Genomic DNA, 20,838 nt, shown 5'->3' on the forward strand with positions numbered 1-20,838 from the left:
CACTACGCACACGTAGACTGCCCGGGCCACGCCGACTATGTTAAAAACATGATCACCGGTGCTGCGCAGATGGACGGCGCGATCCTGGTTGTTGCTGCGACTGACGGCCCGATGCCGCAGACTCGTGAGCACATCCTGCTGGGTCGTCAGGTAGGCGTTCCGTACATCATCGTGTTCCTGAACAAATGCGACATGGTTGATGACGAAGAGCTGCTGGAACTGGTAGAAATGGAAGTTCGTGAACTTCTGTCTCAGTACGATTTCCCGGGCGACGACACTCCGATCGTTCGTGGTTCTGCTCTGAAAGCGCTGGAAGGCGAAGCAGAGTGGGAAGCGAAAATCATCGAACTGGCTGGCTTCCTGGATTCTTACATCCCAGAACCAGAGCGTGCGATTGACAAGCCGTTCCTGCTGCCTATCGAAGACGTATTCTCCATCTCCGGTCGTGGTACCGTTGTTACCGGTCGTGTAGAGCGCGGTATCATCAAAGTTGGTGAAGAAGTTGAAATCGTTGGTATCAAAGAGACTGCTAAGTCTACCTGTACTGGCGTTGAAATGTTCCGCAAACTGCTGGACGAAGGCCGTGCTGGTGAGAACGTTGGTGTTCTGCTGCGTGGTATCAAGCGTGAAGAAATCGAACGTGGTCAGGTACTGGCTAAGCCGGGCTCTATCAAGCCGCACACCAAGTTCGAATCTGAAGTGTACATTCTGTCCAAAGACGAAGGCGGCCGTCATACTCCGTTCTTCAAAGGCTACCGTCCGCAGTTCTACTTCCGTACTACTGACGTGACTGGTACCATCGAACTGCCGGAAGGCGTAGAGATGGTAATGCCGGGCGACAACATCAAAATGGTTGTTACCCTGATCCACCCGATCGCGATGGACGACGGTCTGCGTTTCGCAATCCGTGAAGGCGGCCGTACTGTTGGTGCGGGCGTTGTTGCTAAAGTAATGAGCTAATTATTAATTAATTAGCTTTGAGCTTAAAAAGGGCGCTTCGGTGCCCTTTTTGCTGCCTGTTATTTAGCGATTGTCATATTTATTCGCATTTTTTATTCATTCTCCCGCCGCGTAAATAGCATTGTGCTATTGTAATCATAACTATTCTCATTTACACTTTGCACAGAAATTGAACGGGAGCGATCATGTACGTTTGTTTGTGTAATGCGATAAGTGATAAAAAAATACGTCAGGCTGTTCGCCAGTTTCATCCTCAATCCTTTCAGCAATTACGTAAATTTATTCCTGTTGGAAATCAATGCGGTAAGTGCATTCGTGCTGCTCGCGAAGTCATGCAGGATGAATTAACGCAAATGCCAGAATTTAAAGAGATCGCCTAAGTCACACTCTTTTTTTTGACATCCCTGTAGCCCCATCTACGCTCTAAGAGTGGAAGCGGAGGGACTATAAAATGAAAGGTGATGTTAAAATCATAAATTATCTCAATAAACTATTGGGAAATGAGCTTGTCGCGATCAACCAGTATTTTCTCCATGCTCGTATGTTTAAAAACTGGGGACTGACTCGCCTCAATGATGTTGAGTACCATGAATCTATCGATGAGATGAAACACGCTGATAAATACATCGAGCGTATTTTATTCTTAGAAGGGCTCCCAAACTTGCAGGATCTTGGCAAGTTGGGTATTGGCGAAGATGTTGAAGAGATGCTGCAATCCGATCTTCGACTCGAGTTGGATGGGGCGAAAGATCTGCGTGAAGCCATTGCCTATGCCGATAGCGTTCATGACTATGTCAGCCGGGATATGATGATTGAGATCCTGACTGAAGAAGAAGGGCATATTGACTGGCTCGAAACCGAGCTGGACCTGATTGCAAAACTTGGCTTGCAAAATTATCTGCAATCGCAAATTAAAGTCAGTGACTAAACGCCCTGTATCAAATCTATCCAGCCAATAATGAAACCCGCAGCCGCCAGATATGGCCCAAAAGGCAGCGGGTTTTTTAGTACCTGTCTCCCGTAACGGACACAGGAAATCCCGGTGAGACAACATGCCATGCCCGCGGCAAGTAAAACCAACAGTGGTAATGATTCCCAGCGATGCCATGCGCCTAGGGCGGCAAGAAATTTGACATCACCAAAGCCTAATCCTTCCTGTCGGCATATCAAACGATACCCCCAGTAGAACAACGCAAATATCCCATAACCCGCGACGGCACCCCAAAGCGCGTCGGATAACTGTGCAGGTCTGCAGCACTGATGATAAATAAGACCGCCCCACAAAAGAGGGCAGGTGAATTTGTCGGGCAGCAACCCGGTGCGTAGGTCATGGACTAAGAGCAACCCTGATAGCGAGACATAAAACAGCAGAAAGGGGAGGTCGATGTACATGGGCAAACCTTATCTGGTAAAGAGTTTACCTTCGGGTAAGCCCGGCGCCCCTGCAAGTCCGGGATGTGGGCTATGGATACTCTCTTCCACGGAAAACGCGTTGCACCACAGGACATACAATCAGAGTGGAAGGAGGCCCGCATTTGTGAACAAGTGATTAATTTCTACGCGGCACTTGCTTAAGACTGAGATTTACGTATAATGCGCGGGCTTGTCTAATATTGACAGCGGTTCGATATGAGCCACCGGTACTGCGAAAGCAATACCAGACAATGTTCCCAATCGGGGAACTCTGTAAGAACGGTTACACTCTCCCATCAATCGTAATGGGTTTGAGGAGTAACTATTTCGTCTATAAAATAATTGGAGCTCTGGTCTCATGCAGAACCAAAGAATCCGTATCCGTTTGAAAGCGTTTGATCATCGTCTGATCGATCAATCAACCGCGGAAATCGTCGAGACTGCCAAGCGCACTGGTGCGCAGGTTCGTGGTCCGATCCCGCTGCCGACCCGCAAAGAGCGTTTCACCGTTCTGATCTCCCCGCACGTCAACAAAGACGCGCGTGATCAGTACGAGATCCGTACTCACAAGCGTCTGGTTGACATCGTTGAGCCAACTGAAAAAACCGTTGATGCTCTGATGCGTCTGGACCTGGCTGCCGGTGTAGACGTGCAGATCAGCCTGGGTTAATCAGGTCATCGAGCGATTGAGAGGTTGATACAATGATTGGTTTAGTCGGTAAAAAAGTGGGTATGACCCGCATCTTCACTGAAGATGGCGTATCTATCCCAGTAACCGTTATCGAAGTTGAAGCAAACCGCGTTACTCAGGTTAAAGATCTGGCTAACGATGGCTATCGCGCTGTTCAGGTTACCACCGGTGCTAAAAAAGCTAACCGCGTAACTAAGCCGGAAGCTGGTCACTTTGCTAAAGCTGGCGTAGAAGCTGGCCGCGGCCTGTGGGAGTTCCGTCTGGCAGATGGTGAAGAATACACCGTTGGTCAGAACATTAGCGTTGAACTGTTTGCTGACGTTAAAAAAGTTGACGTAACCGGTACCTCTAAAGGTAAAGGTTTCGCTGGTACCGTTAAGCGCTGGAACTTCCGTACCCAGGACGCTACTCACGGTAACTCCTTGTCTCACCGCGTTCCGGGTTCTATCGGTCAGAACCAGACTCCGGGCAAAGTGTTCAAAGGCAAGAAAATGGCAGGTCAGCTGGGCAACGAACGTGTAACCGTTCAGAGCCTGGACGTAGTACGTGTTGACGCTGAGCGCAACCTGCTGCTGGTTAAAGGTGGTGTTCCGGGTGCGACCGGTTGCGACCTGATCGTTAAACCAGCTGTGAAGGCGTAAGGGGATAGCAATGGAATTAGTATTGAAAGACGCGCAGAGCGCGCTGACTGTTTCCGAAACTACCTTCGGTCGTGATTTCAACGAAGCGCTGGTTCACCAGGTTGTTGTTGCTTATGCAGCTGGTGCTCGTCAGGGTACTCGTGCTCAGAAGACTCGTGCTGAAGTAACTGGTTCAGGCAAAAAGCCGTGGCGCCAGAAAGGTACCGGCCGTGCGCGTTCAGGTTCTATCAAGAGCCCGATCTGGCGTTCAGGTGGCGTGACCTTCGCTGCTCGTCCACAGGACCACAGTCAAAAAGTTAACAAAAAGATGTACCGCGGCGCGCTGAAAAGCATTCTGTCCGAACTGGTACGTCAGGATCGTCTGATCGTTGTCGAATCATTCTCTGTAGAAGCGCCTAAAACTAAGCTGCTGGCACAGAAACTGAAAGACATGGCTCTGGAAGATGTGCTGATCATCACCGGTGAGCTGGACGAAAACCTGTTCCTGGCTGCGCGCAACCTGCACAAGGTTGACGTACGCGATGCAACTGGTATCGACCCGGTTAGCCTGATCGCCTTCGACAAAGTCGTAATGACTGCTGATGCTGTTAAGCAAGTTGAGGAGATGCTGGCATGATTCGTGAAGAACGTCTGCTGAAAGTGCTGCGCGCACCGCACGTTTCTGAAAAAGCGTCTACTGCGATGGAAAAAACTAACACCATCGTTCTCAAAGTTGCTAAAGACGCGACCAAAGCAGAAATCAAAGCTGCTGTGCAGAAACTGTTTGAAGTCGAAGTCGAAGTCGTTAACACCCTGGTAGTTAAAGGGAAAGTTAAACGTCACGGACAGCGTATCGGTCGTCGTAGCGACTGGAAAAAAGCTTACGTCACCCTGAAGGAAGGCCAGAATCTGGACTTCGTCGGCGGCGCTGAGTAAGTCGGAGGAGTAATACAATGGCAGTTGTTAAATGTAAACCGACATCTCCGGGTCGTCGCCACGTTGTTAAAGTGGTCAACCCAGAGCTGCACAAGGGCAAACCTTTTGCTCCGCTGGTTGAAAAAAACAGCAAATCCGGTGGTCGTAACAACAATGGCCGCATCACCACTCGTCACATCGGTGGTGGTCACAAGCAGGCTTATCGTATTGTTGACTTCAAACGCAACAAAGACGGTATCCCGGCAGTTGTTGAACGTCTTGAGTACGATCCGAACCGCTCCGCGAACATCGCGCTGGTTCTGTACAAAGACGGTGAACGCCGTTACATCCTGGCCCCTAAAGGCCTGAAAGCTGGCGACCAGATTCAGTCTGGCGTTGATGCTGCAATCAAAGCAGGTAACACCCTGCCGATGCGCAATATCCCGGTTGGTTCTACCGTTCATAACGTAGAAATGAAACCAGGTAAAGGCGGTCAGCTGGCACGTTCCGCTGGTACTTACGTTCAGATCGTTGCTCGTGATGGTGCTTATGTCACCCTGCGTCTGCGTTCTGGTGAAATGCGTAAAGTCGAAGCAGACTGCCGTGCAACTCTGGGCGAAGTTGGCAATGCTGAGCATATGCTGCGCGTTCTGGGTAAAGCAGGTGCTGCACGCTGGCGTGGTGTTCGTCCTACCGTTCGCGGTACTGCGATGAACCCAGTCGACCACCCACATGGTGGTGGTGAAGGTCGTAACTTTGGTAAGCACCCGGTAACTCCGTGGGGCGTTCAGACCAAAGGTAAGAAGACCCGCAGCAACAAGCGTACTGATAAATTCATCGTACGTCGCCGTAGCAAATAATTTTAGAGGATAAGCCATGCCACGTTCTCTCAAGAAAGGTCCTTTTATTGACCTGCACTTGCTGAAGAAGGTAGAGAAAGCGGTGGAAAGCGGAGACAAGAAGCCCCTGCGCACTTGGTCCCGTCGTTCAACGATCTTTCCTAACATGATCGGTTTGACCATCGCTGTCCATAATGGTCGTCAGCACGTTCCGGTATTTGTTTCCGACGAAATGGTCGGTCACAAACTGGGTGAATTCGCACCGACTCGTACTTATCGCGGCCACGCTGCTGATAAAAAAGCGAAGAAGAAATAAGGTAGGAGGAAGAGATGGAAACTTTAGCTCAACATCGCCATGCTCGTTCTTCTGCTCAGAAGGTTCGCCTTGTTGCAGACCTGATTCGCGGTAAGAAAGTGTCGCAGGCTCTGGATATTCTGACCTACACCAATAAGAAAGCGGCTGTACTGGTTAAGAAAGTCCTGGAATCTGCCATTGCTAACGCTGAACACAACGATGGCGCTGACATTGACGATCTGAAAGTTACGAAAATTTTCGTAGACGAAGGCCCGAGCATGAAGCGCATTATGCCGCGTGCAAAAGGTCGTGCAGATCGCATCCTGAAGCGCACCAGCCACATTACTGTGGTTGTGTCCGATCGCTGAGACTCTGGAGACTAGCAATGGGTCAGAAAGTACATCCTAATGGTATTCGCCTGGGTATTGTAAAACCATGGAACTCAACCTGGTTTGCGAACACCAAAGAATTCGCTGACAACCTGGACAGCGATTTTAAAGTACGTCAGTACCTGACTAAGGAACTGGCGAAAGCGTCTGTATCTCGTATCGTTATCGAGCGTCCGGCTAAGAGCATCCGTGTGACCATTCACACTGCTCGCCCGGGTATCGTTATCGGTAAGAAAGGCGAAGACGTAGAAAAACTGCGCAAAGTCGTAGCGGATATTGCTGGCGTTCCTGCTCAGATCAATATCGCCGAAGTGCGTAAGCCTGAACTGGACGCAAAATTGGTTGCTGACAGCATCACTTCTCAGCTGGAACGTCGTGTTATGTTCCGTCGTGCTATGAAGCGTGCTGTACAGAACGCAATGCGTCTGGGCGCTAAAGGTATCAAAGTTGAAGTTAGCGGCCGTCTGGGCGGCGCGGAAATCGCACGTACCGAATGGTACCGCGAAGGTCGCGTACCTCTGCACACTCTGCGTGCTGACATCGACTACAACACCTCTGAAGCGCACACCACTTACGGTGTAATCGGCGTTAAAGTGTGGATCTTCAAAGGCGAGATCCTGGGTGGTATGGCTGCTGTTGAACAACCGGAAAAACCGGCTGCGCAACCTAAAAAGCAGCAGCGTAAAGGCCGTAAATAAGGAGCGTCGCTGATGTTACAACCAAAGCGTACAAAATTCCGTAAAATGCACAAAGGCCGTAACCGCGGTCTGGCTGCTGGCGCGGATGTTAGCTTCGGCAGCTTCGGTCTGAAAGCTGTTGGCCGTGGTCGTCTGACTGCCCGTCAGATCGAAGCAGCACGTCGTGCTATGACCCGTGCAGTTAAGCGTCAAGGTAAGATCTGGATCCGTGTATTCCCGGACAAACCGATCACTGAAAAGCCGCTGGCAGTGCGTATGGGTAAAGGTAAAGGTAACGTGGAGTATTGGGTTGCCTTGATTCAGCCGGGTAAAGTCCTGTATGAAATGGACGGCGTACCGGAAGAGCTGGCCCGTGAAGCATTCAAGCTGGCAGCAGCGAAACTGCCGATTAAAACCACCTTTGTAACTAAGACGGTGATGTAATGAAAGCAAAAGAGCTGCGTGAGAAGAGTGTTGAAGAGCTGAACACCGAGCTGCTGAATCTGCTGCGTGAGCAGTTCAACCTGCGTATGCAGGCTGCAAGTGGCCAGCTGCAACAGTCTCACCTGTTGAAGCAAGTGCGTCGTGACGTCGCACGCGTTAAGACTTTACTGACTGAGAAGGCGGGTGCGTAATGACCGATAAAATCCGTACTCTGCAAGGTCGCGTTGTTAGCGATAAAATGGAGAAATCCATCGTTGTTGCTATCGAACGTTTTGTGAAACACCCGATCTACGGTAAATTCATTAAGCGTACGACCAAACTGCACGTACATGACGAGAACAACGAATGCGGTACTGGTGACGTGGTTGAAATCCGCGAATGCCGTCCGCTGTCCAAGACTAAGTCCTGGACGCTGGTTCGCGTTGTAGAGAAAGCCGTTCTGTAATACAGTAGGCATTCTCAACGAATAAACGGCTCAGCGATGAGCCGTTTATTTTTTCTACCCATATCGTTGAAGCGGTGTTATAATGCCGCGCCCCCGATATGGGGCTTTTTTAACGACCTGATTTTCGGGTCTCAGTAGTAGTTGACATTAGCGGAGCACTAAAATGATCCAAGAACAGACTATGCTGAACGTCGCCGACAACTCCGGTGCACGTCGCGTAATGTGTATCAAGGTTCTGGGTGGCTCGCACCGTCGCTACGCAGGCGTCGGCGATATCATCAAGATCACCATCAAGGAAGCAATTCCGCGTGGTAAGGTCAAAAAAGGTGATGTGCTGAAGGCGGTAGTGGTGCGCACCAAGAAGGGTGTTCGTCGCCCGGACGGTTCTGTCATTCGCTTCGATGGTAATGCATGCGTTATTTTAAACAATAACAGCGAGCAACCTATCGGTACGCGTATTTTTGGGCCGGTAACTCGTGAACTTCGTAACGAGAAGTTCATGAAAATTATCTCTCTGGCACCAGAAGTACTCTAAGGAGCGAATCATGGCAGCGAAGATCCGTCGTGATGACGAAGTTATCGTGTTAACCGGTAAAGATAAAGGTAAACGCGGTAAAGTTAAGAATGTCCTGTCTTCCGGCAAGGTCATTGTTGAAGGTATCAACCTGGTTAAGAAACATCAGAAGCCGGTTCCGGCCCTGAACCAACCAGGCGGCATTGTAGAGAAAGAAGCAGCTATTCAGATCTCTAACCTTGCTATCTTCAACGCGGCAACCGGCAAGGCTGACCGTGTAGGCTTTAGATTCGAAGACGGCAAAAAAGTCCGTTTCTTCAAATCTAACAGCGAAACTATCAAGTAATTTGGAGTAGTACGATGGCGAAACTGCATGATTACTACAAAGACGAAGTAGTCGCTAAACTCATGACTGAGTTTAACTACAATTCTGTCATGCAAGTCCCTCGGGTCGAGAAGATCACCCTGAACATGGGTGTTGGTGAAGCGATCGCTGACAAGAAACTGCTGGATAACGCAGCAGCTGACCTGACAGCAATCTCCGGTCAAAAACCGCTGATCACCAAAGCACGCAAATCAGTTGCAGGCTTCAAAATCCGTCAGGGCTATCCGATCGGCTGTAAAGTAACTCTGCGTGGCGAACGCATGTGGGAGTTCTTTGAGCGCCTGATCACTATTGCTGTTCCACGTATCCGTGACTTCCGTGGCTTGTCCGCTAAGTCTTTCGACGGTCGTGGTAACTACAGCATGGGTGTCCGTGAGCAGATCATCTTCCCAGAAATCGACTACGATAAAGTCGACCGCGTGCGTGGTTTGGATATTACCATTACCACTACTGCGAAATCTGACGAAGAAGGCCGTGCTCTGCTGGCTGCCTTTGACTTCCCGTTCCGCAAGTAAGGTAGGGTTACTGAATGGCTAAGCAATCAATGAAAGCACGCGAAGTAAAGCGCGTAGCTTTAGCTGATAAGTACTTCGCAAAACGCGCTGAACTGAAAGCTATTATCTCTGATGTGAACGCGACCGACGAAGATCGTTGGAACGCAGTTCTCAAGCTGCAGTCTCTGCCGCGTGATTCCAGCCCGTCCCGTCAGCGTAACCGCTGCCGTCAAACAGGTCGTCCGCATGGCTATGTGGGCAAGTTCGGGTTGAGCCGTATCAAACTGCGTGAAGCCGCCATGCGCGGTGAAGTACCAGGCTTGAAAAAGGCTAGCTGGTAATTACCAATTGAATCACGGGAGTAAAGACAGATGAGCATGCAAGATCCGATCGCGGATATGCTGACCCGTATCCGTAACGGTCAGGCCGCGAATAAAGCTGCGGTCACCATGCCTTCCTCCAAGCTGAAAGTGGCAATTGCCAACGTGCTGAAGGAAGAAGGTTTTATTGAAGATTTTAAAGTTGAAGGCGACACCAAGCCGGAACTGGAACTTACTCTCAAGTATTTCCAGGGTAAAGCTGTTGTAGAAAGCATTCAGCGTGTCAGTCGCCCAGGTCTGCGCATTTATAAGCGTAAAGACGAGCTGCCGAAAGTTATGGCTGGCATGGGTATCGCAGTTGTTTCTACCTCTAAAGGTGTTATGACTGATCGTGCAGCGCGCCAGGCTGGTCTTGGTGGCGAAATTATCTGCTACGTAGCCTAATCGGAGGAAAAAATGTCTCGTGTTGCTAAAGCACCGGTCGTTATTCCTGCCGGCGTTGATGTAAAAATCAACGGTCAGGTTATTACGATCAAAGGTAAAAACGGCGAGCTGACTCGTACTCTCAACGATGCTGTTGCAGTAAATCATGCAGATAATGCACTGACCTTCGGTCCGCGTGATGGTTACGCAGATGGATGGGCTCAGGCTGGTACCGCGCGTGCCCTGCTGAATGCAATGGTTGTCGGTGTTACCGAAGGCTTCACTAAGAAGCTTCAGCTGGTTGGTGTAGGTTATCGTGCAGCGGTTAAAGGGAATGTAGTAAACCTGGCTTTAGGTTTCTCTCACCCAGTTGACCATCAGCTGCCTGCGGGAATCACTGCAGAATGTCCGTCTCAGACTGAAATCGTGCTGAAAGGCGCTGATAAACAGCTGATCGGTCAGGTTGCAGCAGATCTGCGCGCCTACCGTCGTCCTGAGCCTTATAAAGGCAAGGGTGTTCGTTACGCCGACGAAGTCGTGCGTACCAAAGAGGCTAAGAAGAAGTAAGGTAACACTATGGATAAGAAATCTGCTCGTATCCGTCGTGCGACCCGCGCACGCCGCAAGCTCCAGGAGCTGGGTGCAACTCGCCTGGTGGTACATCGTACCCCGCGTCATATTTACGCACAGGTAATTGCACCGAACGGTTCTGAAGTTCTGGTAGCTGCTTCTACTGTAGAAAAAGCTATCGCTGAACAATTGAAGTACACCGGTAACAAAGACGCTGCTGCAGCTGTAGGTAAAGCTGTTGCTGAACGCGCTCTGGAAAAAGGCATCAAAGATGTTTCTTTTGACCGTTCCGGGTTCCAATATCATGGTCGTGTCCAGGCACTGGCAGATGCTGCCCGTGAAGCTGGCCTTCAGTTCTAAGGTAGAGGTGTAAGATGGCTCACATCGAAAAACAAGCTGGCGAACTGCAGGAAAAGCTGATCGCGGTTAACCGCGTATCTAAAACCGTTAAAGGTGGTCGTATTTTCTCCTTCACAGCTCTGACTGTAGTTGGTGATGGTAACGGTCGCGTTGGTTTTGGTTACGGTAAAGCGCGTGAAGTTCCAGCAGCGATCCAGAAAGCGATGGAAAAAGCCCGTCGCAATATGATTAACGTCGCGCTGAACCACGGCACCCTGCAGCACCCGGTTAAGGGTACTCACACGGGTTCTCGTGTATTCATGCAGCCGGCTTCCGAAGGTACCGGTATCATCGCCGGTGGTGCAATGCGCGCCGTTCTGGAAGTCGCTGGAGTTCGTAACGTTCTGGCTAAAGCGTATGGTTCCACTAACCCGATTAACGTGGTTCGTGCAACTATCGATGGTCTGGAAAATATGAAATCTCCGGAAATGGTCGCTGCCAAGCGTGGTAAATCCGTTGAAGAAATTCTGGGGAAATAAACCATGGCAAAGACTATTAAAATTACTCAAACCCGCAGTGCAATCGGTCGTCTGCCGAAACACAAGGCAACGCTGCTTGGCCTGGGTCTGCGTCGTATTGGTCACACCGTAGAGCGCGAGGATACTCCTGCTGTTCGTGGTATGGTCAACGCGGTTTCCTTCATGGTTAAAGTTGAGGAGTAAGAGATGCGTTTAAATACTCTGTCTCCGGCCGAAGGCTCTAAAAAAGCGGCTCGCCGTCTGGGTCGTGGTATCGGTTCTGGCCTCGGTAAAACCGGTGGTCGTGGTCACAAAGGTCAGAAGTCTCGTTCTGGCGGTGGCGTACGTCGCGGTTTCGAGGGTGGTCAGATGCCTCTGTACCGTCGTCTGCCAAAATTCGGCTTCACTTCACGTAAAGCAGCGATTACAGCCGAAGTTCGTCTGTCTGACCTGGCTAAAGTTGAAGGCGGTGTTGTAGACCTGAACACGCTGAAAGCAGCTAACATTATCGGTATCCAGATCGAGTTCGCGAAAGTGATCCTGGCTGGTGAAGTCACTACTCCGGTAACTGTTCGTGGCCTGCGTGTTACTAAAGGCGCTCGTGCTGCTATCGAAGCTGCTGGCGGTAAAATCGAGGAATAAGTAGCAGATGGCTAAACAACCGGGATTAGATTTTCAAAGTGCCAAAGGTGGCTTAGGCGAGCTGAAACGCAGACTGCTGTTTGTAATCGGCGCGCTGATTGTGTTCCGTATTGGCTCTTTCATTCCGATCCCTGGTATTGATGCCGCTGTACTTGCCAAACTGCTTGAGCAACAGCGAGGCACCATCATTGAAATGTTTAACATGTTCTCTGGTGGTGCTCTCAGCCGTGCTTCTATCTTTGCTCTGGGGATCATGCCGTATATTTCGGCGTCGATCATTATCCAGCTGCTGACGGTGGTTCATCCAACGCTGGCAGAAATTAAGAAAGAAGGGGAGTCTGGTCGTCGTAAGATCAGCCAGTACACCCGCTACGGTACTCTGGTGCTGGCAATATTCCAGTCGATCGGTATTGCTACCGGTCTGCCGAATATGCCTGGTATGCAGGGCCTAGTGATGAACCCAGGCTTTGCATTCTATTTCACCGCTGTTGTAAGTCTGGTTACAGGGACGATGTTCCTGATGTGGTTGGGCGAACAGATTACTGAACGTGGTATCGGCAACGGTATCTCAATCATTATCTTCGCCGGTATTGTCGCGGGACTCCCGCCAGCCATTGCCCATACTATCGAGCAAGCGCGTCAAGGCGACCTGCACTTCCTCGTGTTGCTGTTGGTTGCAGTATTAGTATTCGCAGTGACGTTCTTTGTTGTATTTGTTGAACGTGGTCAACGCCGCATTGTGGTAAACTACGCGAAACGTCAGCAAGGTCGTCGTGTCTATGCTGCACAGAGCACACATTTACCGCTGAAAGTGAATATGGCGGGGGTAATCCCGGCAATCTTCGCTTCCAGTATTATTCTGTTCCCGGCGACCATCGCGTCATGGTTCGGGGGCGGGACTGGTTGGAACTGGCTGACAACAATTTCGCTGTATTTGCAGCCTGGGCAACCGCTTTATGTGTTACTCTATGCGTCTGCAATCATATTCTTCTGTTTCTTCTACACGGCGTTGGTTTTCAACCCGCGTGAAACAGCAGATAACCTGAAGAAGTCCGGTGCATTTGTACCAGGAATTCGTCCGGGAGAGCAAACGGCGAAGTATATCGATAAAGTAATGACCCGCCTGACTTTGGTTGGTGCGCTCTACATTACCTTTATCTGCCTGATCCCGGAGTTCATGCGTGATGCAATGAAAGTACCGTTCTACTTCGGTGGGACCTCACTGCTTATCGTTGTTGTCGTGATTATGGACTTTATGGCTCAAGTGCAAACTCTGATGATGTCAAGTCAGTACGAGTCTGCATTGAAGAAGGCGAATCTGAAAGGCTACGGCCGTTAACAGTCGCCCGAGAAGTTACGGAGAGTAAAAATGAAAGTTCGTGCTTCCGTCAAGAAATTATGCCGTAACTGCAAAATCGTTAAGCGTGATGGTGTCATCCGTGTGATTTGCAGTGCCGAGCCGAAGCATAAACAGCGCCAAGGCTGATTTATTCGCATATTTTTCTTGCAAAGTTGGGTTGAGCTGGCTAGATTAGCCAGCCAATCTTTTGTATGTCTGTGCGTTTCCATTTGAGTATCCTGAAAACGGGCTTTTCAGCATGGTGCGTACATATTAAATAGTAGGAGTGCATAGTGGCCCGTATAGCAGGCATTAACATTCCTGATCAGAAACATGCTGTGATCGCATTAACTTCGATCTACGGCGTCGGCAAGACCCGTTCTAAAGCCATTCTGGCTGCCGCGGGTATCGCTGAAGATGTTAAGATCAGTGAGCTGTCTGAAGAACAAATCGACACGCTGCGTGACGAAGTTGCCAAATTTGTCGTTGAAGGTGATCTGCGCCGTGAAGTTAGCATGAGCATCAAGCGCCTTATGGACCTTGGTTGCTATCGCGGTTTGCGTCATCGTCGTGGTCTCCCGGTTCGCGGTCAGCGTACCAAGACCAACGCACGTACCCGTAAGGGTCCGCGCAAACCGATCAAGAAATAATCGGGGTGATTGAATAATGGCAAAGGCACCAATTCGTGCACGTAAACGTGTAAGAAAACAAGTCTCTGACGGCGTGGCTCATATCCATGCTTCTTTTAACAACACCATCGTTACCATTACTGATCGTCAGGGTAACGCACTGGGTTGGGCAACAGCCGGTGGTTCCGGTTTCCGTGGTTCTCGCAAATCCACTCCGTTTGCAGCTCAGGTTGCAGCAGAGCGTTGCGCTGAAGCCGTAAAAGAATACGGTATCAAGAATCTGGAAGTTATGGTCAAAGGACCGGGTCCAGGTCGCGAATCTACTGTTCGTGCTCTGAACGCCGCTGGTTTCCGCATCACTAATATTACTGATGTGACTCCGATCCCTCATAACGGTTGTCGTCCGCCGAAAAAACGTCGCGTATAACGCTGTCGTTTCTAGGATTGTTGGAGAAAGAAAATGGCAAGATATTTGGGTCCTAAGCTCAAGCTGAGCCGTCGTGAGGGCACTGACTTATTCCTTAAGTCTGGCGTTCGCGCGATCGATACCAAGTGTAAAATTGAACAAGCTCCTGGCCAGCACGGTGCGCGTAAACCGCGTCTGTCTGACTATGGTGTGCAGTTGCGTGAAAAGCAAAAAGTTCGCCGTATCTACGGTGTGCTGGAGCGTCAGTTCCGTAACTACTACAAAGAAGCAGCACGTCTGAAAGGCAACACCGGTGAAAACCTGTTGGGTCTGCTGGAAGGTCGTCTGGACAACGTTGTATACCGTATGGGCTTCGGTGCCACTCGTGCAGAAGCACGTCAGCTGGTCAGCCATAAAGCAATTATGGTAAACGGTCGTGTTGTTAACATCGCTTCTTATCAGGTTAGTCCGAATGACGTTGTTAGCATTCGTGAGAAAGCGAAGAAGCAGTCTCGCGTGAAAGCCGCTCTGGAGCTGGCTGAGCAGCGTGAAAAGCCAACCTGGCTGGAAGTTGATGCTGGCAAGATGGAAGGTACGTTCAAGCGTAAGCCGGAGCGTTCTGATCTGTCTGCGGACATTAACGAACACCTGATCGTCGAGCTTTACTCCAAGTAAAGCTTAGTACCAAAGAGAGGACACAATGCAGGGTTCTGTGACAGAGTTTCTAAAACCGCGCCTGGTAGATATCGAGCAAGTGAGTTCGACGCACGCCAAGGTGACCCTTGAGCCTTTAGAGCGTGGCTTTGGCCATACTTTGGGTAACGCACTGCGCCGTATTCTGCTCTCATCGATGCCGGGTTGCGCGGTGACCGAGGTTGAGATTGATGGTGTACTACATGAGTACAGCACCAAAGAAGGCGTTCAGGAAGATATCCTGGAAATCCTGCTCAACCTGAAAGGGCTGGCGGTGAGAGTTCAGGGTAAAGATGATGTTATTCTTACCTTGAATAAATCTGGCATTGGCCCTGTGACTGCAGCCGACATTACCCATGATGGTGATGTCGAAATCGTCAAGCCACAGCACGTGATCTGCCACCTGACCGATGAGAATGCATCTATTAGCATGCGTATCAAAGTTCAGCGCGGTCGTGGTTATGTGCCGGCTTCTACCCGAATTCATTCGGAAGAAGATGAGCGCCCAATCGGCCGTCTGCTGGTCGACGCATGCTACAGCCCTGTAGAGCGTATTGCCTACAATGTTGAAGCAGCGCGTGTAGAACAGCGTACCGACCTGGACAAGCTGGTCATCGAAATGGAAACCAACGGCACAATCGATCCTGAAGAGGCGATTCGTCGTGCGGCAACCATTCTGGCTGAACAACTGGAAGCTTTCGTTGATTTACGTGATGTACGTCAGCCGGAAGTTAAAGAAGAGAAACCAGAATTCGATCCGATCCTGCTGCGCCCTGTTGACGATCTGGAATTGACTGTCCGCTCTGCTAACTGCCTCAAAGCAGAAGCTATCCACTATATCGGTGATCTGGTACAGCGTACTGAGGTTGAGCTTCTTAAGACGCCTAACCTTGGTAAAAAATCTCTTACCGAGATTAAAGACGTGCTGGCTTCCCGTGGACTGTCTCTGGGCATGCGCCTGGAAAACTGGCCACCGGCAAGCATCGCTGACGAGTAACCGGATCACAGGTTAAGGTTTTACTGAGAAGGATAAGGTCATGCGCCATCGTAAGAGTGGTCGTCAACTGAACCGCAACAGCAGCCATCGCCAGGCTATGTTCCGCAATATGGCAGGTTCACTGGTTCGTCATGAAATCATCAAGACGACTCTGCCGAAAGCGAAAGAGCTGCGTCGCGTAGTTGAGCCGCTGATTACTCTTGCCAAGACTGATAGCGTAGCTAATCGTCGTCTGGCATTCGCCCGTACTCGTGATAACGAGATCGTGGCAAAACTGTTTAACGAACTGGGCCCGCGTTTCGCGAGCCGCGCCGGTGGTTACACTCGCATTCTGAAGTGTGGCTTCCGTGCAGGCGACAATGCGCCGATGGCATACATCGAGCTGGTTGATCGTTCAGAGAAAACAGAAGCTGCTGCAGAGTAATCTGTAGTAACGTAAAAAAACCCGCCTCGGCGGGTTTTTTTATATCCGTCATATCCCCACTTATCTACAATATCTGTATTCTTTTTGTTCATCCCCTGGAGTGTTGTATGTGGTTACTGGACCAGTGGGCAGAGCGCCATATTATTGATGCACAGTCTAAAGGCGAGTTTGATGATTTACCGGGAACGGGCGAACCGCTGACTCTTGACGATGACTCCCATGTCCCGCTTGAACTCCGAGCCGGATACCGTTTATTAAAAAATGCAGGCTGCCTTCCTCCTGAGCTCGAGCAGCGCAGAGAGGCAATACAGTTGCTTGAAATACTCGCGGGGATCCGCAAAGATGATCCCAGTTATCCGGAGGTGAGCCGAAGACTATCTCTACTGGAACTTAAACTTCGGCAGGCAGGACTCAGCACTGAGTTTTTGCGCGGTGACTACGCAGATAAGCTGCTAAAAAAGATCAACGATGAATAGCGGAGAGAGCATGTACCGAATTGGTGAAATAGCGAAACTGGCTGATGTGACGCCAGATACTATCCGCTACTATGAAAAGCAGCAGATGATGGAGCATGAAGTGCGTACTGAAGGCGGATTTCGCCTCTATACAGAAAGCGATCTTCAGCGCCTGAAGTTTATTCGTTATGCCCGGCAGCTTGGTTTCACTCTGGAGTCGATCCGCGAATTGCTTTCGATCCGTGTTGATCCCGAACACCATACCTGTCAGGAATCAAAAGGGATCGTCCAGGAAAGACTGCAAGAAGTCGAAGCCCGTATTGCCGAACTTCAGACGATGCAACGGTCTCTGCAGCGATTGAATGATGCATGTTGCGGCAAGGCACACAGCAGCGTGTATTGCTCTATTCTTGAAGCTCTTGAGCAAGGCGCCAGTGGAACAACACCAGGCTGTTGATTTCTTGAACTGTCAGGTCTACACTCGCGGCGTAAATTACAACAAACCGGAGATATTATGAGTCGTTATCAGCACACCAAAGGGCAGATAAAGGATAATGCCATTGAGGCGCTTCTGCATGACCCACTGTTCAGACAGCGCGTTGAGAAAAATAAGAAAGGGAAAGGAAGTTATCTACGTAAAGGCAAACATGGCAATCGGGGTAACTGGGAGGCCAGTGGCAAGAAAGTAATTAACTTTTTTACCACTGGCCTTCTTGTTTCAGTGAGTGCTTAAGAGCGGTTATTCTGTTCTTTCAGCAGGTCACGAATTTCACTCAGTAATACTTCTTCTTTCGATGGAGCTGGCGGTGCTGCCGGCTCTTCTGCTTTTTTACGGTTCAGTTTGTTAATCAGTTTGATTGCCATAAAGATAGCAAACGCAACAATAATGAAATCAAAGACGTTCTGAATAAATACACCGTAATGCATGACCACGGCAGGGATGTCTCCCTGTGCATCACGTAGCGTTAAAGCAAACTGTTTAAAATCAATTCCACCAATTAACAACCCCAGTGGCGGCATGATGATATCGGCAACCAGTGATGAAACAATCTTACCGAATGCCGCACCAATAATGACACCCACTGCCAAATCGACAACATTCCCGCGCATCGCGAATTCGCGAAACTCTTTAATAATGCTCATTTTATTCTCCCTATGCAGCTGACGTTTATAAGTTTAACAAATGTTTAGGCAATTTCCATTTATGTATTGCCGAAAGGAAAATTTATTAGACCATGAAAAATAAAGGGAAATAAAAAGGGCGCTGTATTAGCGCCCAAATTATTACAGGAAGAAAGGACTTGGCTGGAATAGTCGCTCGACGTCGGTAATAAACTTTTTATCTGTCAGGAACATAATTACATGATCGCCCTGCTCAATGCGCAGGTTATCGTTGGCAATCATCACATCGTTACCACGCACAACGGCGCCAATAATGGTTCCAGGGGGAAGTTTAATTTCATCAATTGAGCGACCCACAACTCGTGATGTCGTTTCATCCCCGTGCGCGACAGCTTCAATGGCTTCTGCTACTCCACGGCGTAGTGAAGAAACGCCAACAATGTCAGCTTTACGTACGTGGCTCAGCAGTGCAGAGATGGTCGCCTGCTGCGGCGATATCGCAATATCGATCACGCTGCCTTGCACAAGATCGACGTATGCTCTGCGTTGGATTAACACCATCACTTTCTTGGCACCCATCCGTTTGGCAAGCATCGCCGACATGATATTTGCTTCATCATCGTTGGTTACTGCGATGAACAGATCAACCTGATCGATATGTTCTTCGGCCAGTAACTCTTGATCCGAAGCATCACCAAAAAAGACGATCGTATTTTGCAGTTTCTCCGCAAGTTCGGATGCGCGCTGTTGATTACGTTCGATCAGTTTGACGCTGTAATCTTTTTCCAGACGACGTGCCAAACCCGCACCGATATTACCGCCGCCCACTAACATAATGCGTTTGTACGGCTTTTCCAGACGTTGCAGTTCACTCATTACGGCGCGTATATGCTGTGATGCCGCAATAAAGAAGACTTCATCACCCGCTTCAACGATCGTAGAACCTTGCGGACGGATCGGTCGGTCATGACGGAAAATCGCCGCAACGCGGGTATCGATGTGCGGCATATGCTCACGCATTGTTGACAGCGCATTACCGATAAGCGGCCCGCCGTAATAGGCTTTTACTACTGCCAGACTGACTTTACCTTCGGCAAAATTCACCACCTGCAATGCGCCCGGATATTCAATCAGGCGATAAATGCTATCGATAACCAGTTGCTCAGGCGCAATCAGGTGATCGATTGGTACCGCATCGGATTGGAACAGCTTGTCGGCATCGCGAACGTAATCTGGTGAACGAATACGGGCGATGCGATTAGGCGTATTAAACAGTGAATAAGCTACCTGGCAGGCAACCATATTTGTTTCATCTGAGCTGGTTACGGCAACCAGCATATCGGCATCGTCGGCACCGGCTTCACGTAATACGCGGGGATGCGAACCATGCCCTTGCACGACGCGGAGATCAAACTTGTCCTGCAGGCTGCGCAGGCGTTCACCATTGGTATCGACTACCGTGATATCGTTGTTCTCTCCGACCAGGTTTTCAGCCAGCGTACCGCCAACTTGCCCAGCGCCCAGAATGATAATTTTCATCAGTCGCGACCCGTTATCTCATCACTTTTTGATTAGCTTAGCGTAAAAGAAGCCATCGCCATCTTCCGCACCCGGTAAATTCTGTCGTCCGGGTTTTTCCGGCGTACCGGTTTCGCTTAATACCGCATCCGTAGTACGTGCCAGGAAGGCGGCAATTTGCTGCTGGTTCTCTTCTGGCAGAATAGAGCAGGTTGCATAAACCAGCGTACCGCCAGGTTTAAGGTGTGACCAGGTTGCATTCAGGATCTCAGCCTGCAATTGGGCAAGTTCGGCAATATCCCGGTCGCGGCGCAGCCATTTGATATCCGGATGGCGACGGATCACCCCAGTAGCAGAACATGGAGCGTCCAGCAAAATACGGTCAAACTGTTGCTCACCGCACCACTGCTGTGGATAGCGGCCATCACCCTGTTTTACGGTTGCCTTCATGCCCAGCCGTTTCAGATTGTCGTAAACGCGCGATAAGCGTTTTTCATCCACATCGACGGCCATGACGTTAGCTTGCGGAGCAACTTCCAGAATGTGAGTGGTTTTACCGCCCGGCGCGGCGCATAGATCAAGGATCTGCTCGCCATTCTCTGGGCGCAGATAGCTGACACAACCCTGTGCGGAAGCATCCTGGACGGTGACCCAGCCTTCATCAAAACCAGGGAGAGCGTGAACTGGAGCTGGTGTTTCCAGACGCACTGCATCTGGGTAGTCTGGATGCGGGAAACCGGTTAATCCCGCTTCGGTAAGCAGGTCTAGCCAGGCGTCGCGAGTATGGTGATTACGATTGACTCGTAGCCACATCGGTGGTCGTTGGTTATTGGCTTCAAGAATGGCTTCCCACTGCTGCGGATACGCACTCTTAATACGTTTCACCAGCCAGGAGGGGTGTAAGAAGCGCAAATCGCTTTGCGCAAACTCGGCCAGCAGTTCATCCTGACGGCGTTGAAACTGGCGCAGTACGCCGTTAACCAACCCTTTCAGCTGTGGACGCTTAATAACAACCGCGCCTTCTACAGTCTCAGCCAGCGCAGCGTGTGCTGGAATACGAGTATGCAGAAGTTGGTAGAAGCCCACCATGATCAGGTAGTGAACGGTGCGCTGTTTGCCCGTCATTGGACGTTCCATCAGTTGCTGGATCATCCACTCCAGTTGAGAGAGTGTACGCAACATGCCGAAGCAAAGTTCCTGCAACAGCGCTTTGTCTTTATCGGCAACTTTTTGCTGCATGGCGGGCAGCACATTACTTAATGATTGTCCTTTCTCGACAACCTGTTCGACGGCCTGGGCCGCCATACTGCGTAAATTAAGATGTTTTTTCATAAGCGCAAAAATAAAAATGCCCGGAGACAC

At 50.1% G+C, this 20,838-nt stretch carries 38 protein-coding genes; 34 read left to right on the forward strand and 4 right to left on the reverse strand.

Features of this window, described 5'->3' with window-relative positions; translation table 11 throughout:
• The 3 genes from tuf to bfr form a co-directional block, all read left to right on the forward strand.
• On the forward strand, positions 1 to 960 hold a 960-nt coding region (tuf, locus tag OGY83_RS11375; protein WP_286635924.1), incomplete at its 5' end, for an elongation factor Tu.
• Positions 961 to 1,145: 185 nt separating this feature from the next.
• Positions 1,146 to 1,340: a bacterioferritin-associated ferredoxin gene (gene bfd / locus OGY83_RS11380; RefSeq protein ID WP_003031111.1), complete on the forward strand. Its 195-nt coding sequence runs from the start codon at positions 1,146 to 1,148 to the stop codon at positions 1,338 to 1,340.
• A 71-nt stretch (positions 1,341 to 1,411) separates the two neighbouring features.
• Positions 1,412 to 1,888 carry a bacterioferritin gene (gene bfr / locus OGY83_RS11385; protein WP_003031113.1) on the forward strand — a complete coding sequence of 159 codons (477 nt, stop codon included), beginning with the start codon at positions 1,412 to 1,414 and terminating at the stop codon, positions 1,886 to 1,888.
• On the opposite strand, the gene OGY83_RS11390 is transcribed toward bfr, so the two are convergent.
• On the reverse strand, positions 1,885 to 2,352 hold the full coding sequence (locus OGY83_RS11390) for a prepilin peptidase (RefSeq protein ID WP_286635925.1): 468 nt from the start codon (positions 2,350 to 2,352) through the stop codon (positions 1,885 to 1,887). The two genes, bfr and OGY83_RS11390, sit on opposite strands and share 4 nt — an antisense overlap.
• A gap of 379 nt (positions 2,353 to 2,731) precedes the next feature.
• On the opposite strand from OGY83_RS11390, the gene rpsJ reads away from it, so the two are divergent.
• From rpsJ to arfA, 31 genes are all read left to right on the forward strand, one after another.
• The gene (rpsJ, locus tag OGY83_RS11395) at positions 2,732 to 3,043 is read left to right on the forward strand and encodes a 30S ribosomal protein S10 (RefSeq protein WP_001181005.1); all 312 of its coding nucleotides are present in this window, start codon (positions 2,732 to 2,734) and stop codon (positions 3,041 to 3,043) included.
• Between the two features lie 32 nt (positions 3,044 to 3,075).
• On the forward strand, positions 3,076 to 3,705 hold the full coding sequence (gene rplC, locus OGY83_RS11400) for a 50S ribosomal protein L3 (protein WP_003031117.1): 630 nt from the start codon (positions 3,076 to 3,078) through the stop codon (positions 3,703 to 3,705).
• Between the two features lie 10 nt (positions 3,706 to 3,715).
• Entirely contained in the window at positions 3,716 to 4,321 is a 606-nt protein-coding gene (gene rplD, locus OGY83_RS11405; protein WP_003031119.1) for a 50S ribosomal protein L4, read from the forward strand.
• Positions 4,318 to 4,620 carry a 50S ribosomal protein L23 gene (gene rplW, locus OGY83_RS11410; protein WP_000617546.1) on the forward strand — a complete coding sequence of 101 codons (303 nt, stop codon included), beginning with the start codon at positions 4,318 to 4,320 and terminating at the stop codon, positions 4,618 to 4,620. Before rplD ends, rplW begins: the two co-directional genes overlap by 4 nt.
• Positions 4,621 to 4,637: 17 nt before the next feature.
• A complete protein-coding gene (gene rplB, locus OGY83_RS11415) occupies positions 4,638 to 5,459 on the forward strand; it encodes a 50S ribosomal protein L2 (RefSeq protein WP_000301869.1) in 822 nt (273 codons plus the stop codon).
• A gap of 16 nt (positions 5,460 to 5,475) precedes the next feature.
• Complete coding sequence (gene rpsS, locus OGY83_RS11420; protein WP_001138115.1) at positions 5,476 to 5,754, forward strand: 30S ribosomal protein S19; 279 nt, start codon at positions 5,476 to 5,478, stop codon at positions 5,752 to 5,754.
• A gap of 14 nt (positions 5,755 to 5,768) precedes the next feature.
• A complete protein-coding gene (gene rplV, locus OGY83_RS11425; RefSeq protein WP_000448832.1) occupies positions 5,769 to 6,101 on the forward strand; it encodes a 50S ribosomal protein L22 in 333 nt (110 codons plus the stop codon).
• A 17-nt stretch (positions 6,102 to 6,118) separates the two neighbouring features.
• Complete coding sequence (gene rpsC / locus OGY83_RS11430; RefSeq protein WP_000529945.1) at positions 6,119 to 6,820, forward strand: 30S ribosomal protein S3; 702 nt, start codon at positions 6,119 to 6,121, stop codon at positions 6,818 to 6,820.
• A 12-nt stretch (positions 6,821 to 6,832) separates the two neighbouring features.
• Positions 6,833 to 7,243 (forward strand): 50S ribosomal protein L16, encoded by a 411-nt coding sequence (gene rplP, locus OGY83_RS11435; RefSeq protein ID WP_000941208.1) that lies wholly within the window; start codon positions 6,833 to 6,835, stop codon positions 7,241 to 7,243.
• A complete protein-coding gene (rpmC, locus tag OGY83_RS11440; protein WP_000644742.1) occupies positions 7,243 to 7,434 on the forward strand; it encodes a 50S ribosomal protein L29 in 192 nt (63 codons plus the stop codon). The genes rplP and rpmC overlap by 1 nt, the downstream gene beginning before the upstream one ends.
• Positions 7,434 to 7,688, forward strand: a complete 255-nt coding sequence (rpsQ, locus tag OGY83_RS11445) for a 30S ribosomal protein S17 (protein WP_003031120.1) — start codon at positions 7,434 to 7,436, stop codon at positions 7,686 to 7,688. The genes rpmC and rpsQ overlap by 1 nt, the downstream gene beginning before the upstream one ends.
• 163 nt (positions 7,689 to 7,851) lie before the next feature.
• Positions 7,852 to 8,223, forward strand: coding sequence for a 50S ribosomal protein L14 (rplN, locus tag OGY83_RS11450; protein WP_000613954.1), 372 nt, complete (start codon positions 7,852 to 7,854; stop codon positions 8,221 to 8,223).
• A 10-nt stretch (positions 8,224 to 8,233) separates the two neighbouring features.
• Complete coding sequence (gene rplX / locus OGY83_RS11455) at positions 8,234 to 8,548, forward strand: 50S ribosomal protein L24 (RefSeq protein ID WP_003031122.1); 315 nt, start codon at positions 8,234 to 8,236, stop codon at positions 8,546 to 8,548.
• Between the two features lie 14 nt (positions 8,549 to 8,562).
• Entirely contained in the window at positions 8,563 to 9,102 is a 540-nt protein-coding gene (gene rplE, locus OGY83_RS11460; protein ID WP_003031123.1) for a 50S ribosomal protein L5, read from the forward strand.
• A 14-nt stretch (positions 9,103 to 9,116) separates the two neighbouring features.
• The gene (gene rpsN, locus OGY83_RS11465; RefSeq protein WP_003031125.1) at positions 9,117 to 9,422 is read left to right on the forward strand and encodes a 30S ribosomal protein S14; all 306 of its coding nucleotides are present in this window, start codon (positions 9,117 to 9,119) and stop codon (positions 9,420 to 9,422) included.
• A 30-nt stretch (positions 9,423 to 9,452) separates the two neighbouring features.
• Positions 9,453 to 9,845 carry a 30S ribosomal protein S8 gene (rpsH, locus tag OGY83_RS11470; protein ID WP_003031127.1) on the forward strand — a complete coding sequence of 131 codons (393 nt, stop codon included), beginning with the start codon at positions 9,453 to 9,455 and terminating at the stop codon, positions 9,843 to 9,845.
• Positions 9,846 to 9,857: 12 nt separating this feature from the next.
• Positions 9,858 to 10,391, forward strand: a complete 534-nt coding sequence (gene rplF, locus OGY83_RS11475; protein WP_003031129.1) for a 50S ribosomal protein L6 — start codon at positions 9,858 to 9,860, stop codon at positions 10,389 to 10,391.
• Positions 10,392 to 10,400: 9 nt separating this feature from the next.
• The gene (gene rplR / locus OGY83_RS11480; protein ID WP_000358960.1) at positions 10,401 to 10,754 is read left to right on the forward strand and encodes a 50S ribosomal protein L18; all 354 of its coding nucleotides are present in this window, start codon (positions 10,401 to 10,403) and stop codon (positions 10,752 to 10,754) included.
• Positions 10,755 to 10,768: 14 nt separating this feature from the next.
• Entirely contained in the window at positions 10,769 to 11,272 is a 504-nt protein-coding gene (gene rpsE, locus OGY83_RS11485) for a 30S ribosomal protein S5 (RefSeq protein WP_003031131.1), read from the forward strand.
• Positions 11,273 to 11,275: 3 nt separating this feature from the next.
• Entirely contained in the window at positions 11,276 to 11,455 is a 180-nt protein-coding gene (gene rpmD / locus OGY83_RS11490) for a 50S ribosomal protein L30 (RefSeq protein WP_001140434.1), read from the forward strand.
• 3 nt (positions 11,456 to 11,458) lie between these two features.
• Complete coding sequence (gene rplO, locus OGY83_RS11495) at positions 11,459 to 11,893, forward strand: 50S ribosomal protein L15 (protein WP_003031132.1); 435 nt, start codon at positions 11,459 to 11,461, stop codon at positions 11,891 to 11,893.
• A gap of 7 nt (positions 11,894 to 11,900) precedes the next feature.
• Complete coding sequence (gene secY / locus OGY83_RS11500) at positions 11,901 to 13,232, forward strand: preprotein translocase subunit SecY (protein ID WP_001118864.1); 1,332 nt, start codon at positions 11,901 to 11,903, stop codon at positions 13,230 to 13,232.
• Positions 13,233 to 13,262: 30 nt separating this feature from the next.
• A complete protein-coding gene (gene rpmJ / locus OGY83_RS11505; protein WP_000868187.1) occupies positions 13,263 to 13,379 on the forward strand; it encodes a 50S ribosomal protein L36 in 117 nt (38 codons plus the stop codon).
• Positions 13,380 to 13,525: 146 nt separating this feature from the next.
• Positions 13,526 to 13,882 (forward strand): 30S ribosomal protein S13, encoded by a 357-nt coding sequence (gene rpsM, locus OGY83_RS11510; protein WP_003031135.1) that lies wholly within the window; start codon positions 13,526 to 13,528, stop codon positions 13,880 to 13,882.
• A gap of 16 nt (positions 13,883 to 13,898) precedes the next feature.
• The gene (gene rpsK, locus OGY83_RS11515; protein ID WP_003031137.1) at positions 13,899 to 14,288 is read left to right on the forward strand and encodes a 30S ribosomal protein S11; all 390 of its coding nucleotides are present in this window, start codon (positions 13,899 to 13,901) and stop codon (positions 14,286 to 14,288) included.
• 33 nt (positions 14,289 to 14,321) lie between these two features.
• Complete coding sequence (gene rpsD, locus OGY83_RS11520; protein WP_003031138.1) at positions 14,322 to 14,942, forward strand: 30S ribosomal protein S4; 621 nt, start codon at positions 14,322 to 14,324, stop codon at positions 14,940 to 14,942.
• A 25-nt stretch (positions 14,943 to 14,967) separates the two neighbouring features.
• The gene (locus OGY83_RS11525) at positions 14,968 to 15,957 is read left to right on the forward strand and encodes a DNA-directed RNA polymerase subunit alpha (protein ID WP_003031139.1); all 990 of its coding nucleotides are present in this window, start codon (positions 14,968 to 14,970) and stop codon (positions 15,955 to 15,957) included.
• 40 nt (positions 15,958 to 15,997) lie between these two features.
• On the forward strand, positions 15,998 to 16,381 hold the full coding sequence (gene rplQ, locus OGY83_RS11530; protein WP_001216370.1) for a 50S ribosomal protein L17: 384 nt from the start codon (positions 15,998 to 16,000) through the stop codon (positions 16,379 to 16,381).
• A 107-nt stretch (positions 16,382 to 16,488) separates the two neighbouring features.
• A complete protein-coding gene (locus OGY83_RS11535; RefSeq protein ID WP_191213829.1) occupies positions 16,489 to 16,857 on the forward strand; it encodes a DnaJ family domain-containing protein in 369 nt (122 codons plus the stop codon).
• 10 nt (positions 16,858 to 16,867) lie between these two features.
• Positions 16,868 to 17,293, forward strand: a complete 426-nt coding sequence (zntR, locus tag OGY83_RS11540) for a Zn(2+)-responsive transcriptional regulator (protein WP_191213830.1) — start codon at positions 16,868 to 16,870, stop codon at positions 17,291 to 17,293.
• Between the two features lie 57 nt (positions 17,294 to 17,350).
• Entirely contained in the window at positions 17,351 to 17,569 is a 219-nt protein-coding gene (gene arfA / locus OGY83_RS11545; RefSeq protein ID WP_003828276.1) for an alternative ribosome-rescue factor ArfA, read from the forward strand.
• Here arfA and mscL read toward each other — a convergent pair.
• From mscL to rsmB, 3 genes are all read right to left on the reverse strand, one after another.
• Positions 17,566 to 17,979: a large-conductance mechanosensitive channel protein MscL gene (mscL, locus tag OGY83_RS11550; RefSeq protein WP_003031152.1), complete on the reverse strand. Its 414-nt coding sequence runs from the start codon at positions 17,977 to 17,979 to the stop codon at positions 17,566 to 17,568. The two genes, arfA and mscL, sit on opposite strands and share 4 nt — an antisense overlap.
• Before the next feature lie 141 nt (positions 17,980 to 18,120).
• Entirely contained in the window at positions 18,121 to 19,497 is a 1,377-nt protein-coding gene (gene trkA, locus OGY83_RS11555; RefSeq protein WP_003031153.1) for a Trk system potassium transporter TrkA, read from the reverse strand.
• Between the two features lie 21 nt (positions 19,498 to 19,518).
• Positions 19,519 to 20,808 carry a 16S rRNA (cytosine(967)-C(5))-methyltransferase RsmB gene (gene rsmB, locus OGY83_RS11560; protein WP_286635926.1) on the reverse strand — a complete coding sequence of 430 codons (1,290 nt, stop codon included), beginning with the start codon at positions 20,806 to 20,808 and terminating at the stop codon, positions 19,519 to 19,521.
• Positions 20,809 to 20,838: the final 30 nt, after the last annotated feature.

The organism is Citrobacter sp. Cpo090, assembly GCF_030332665.1.
Classification (GTDB): domain Bacteria; phylum Pseudomonadota; class Gammaproteobacteria; order Enterobacterales; family Enterobacteriaceae; genus Citrobacter; species Citrobacter portucalensis.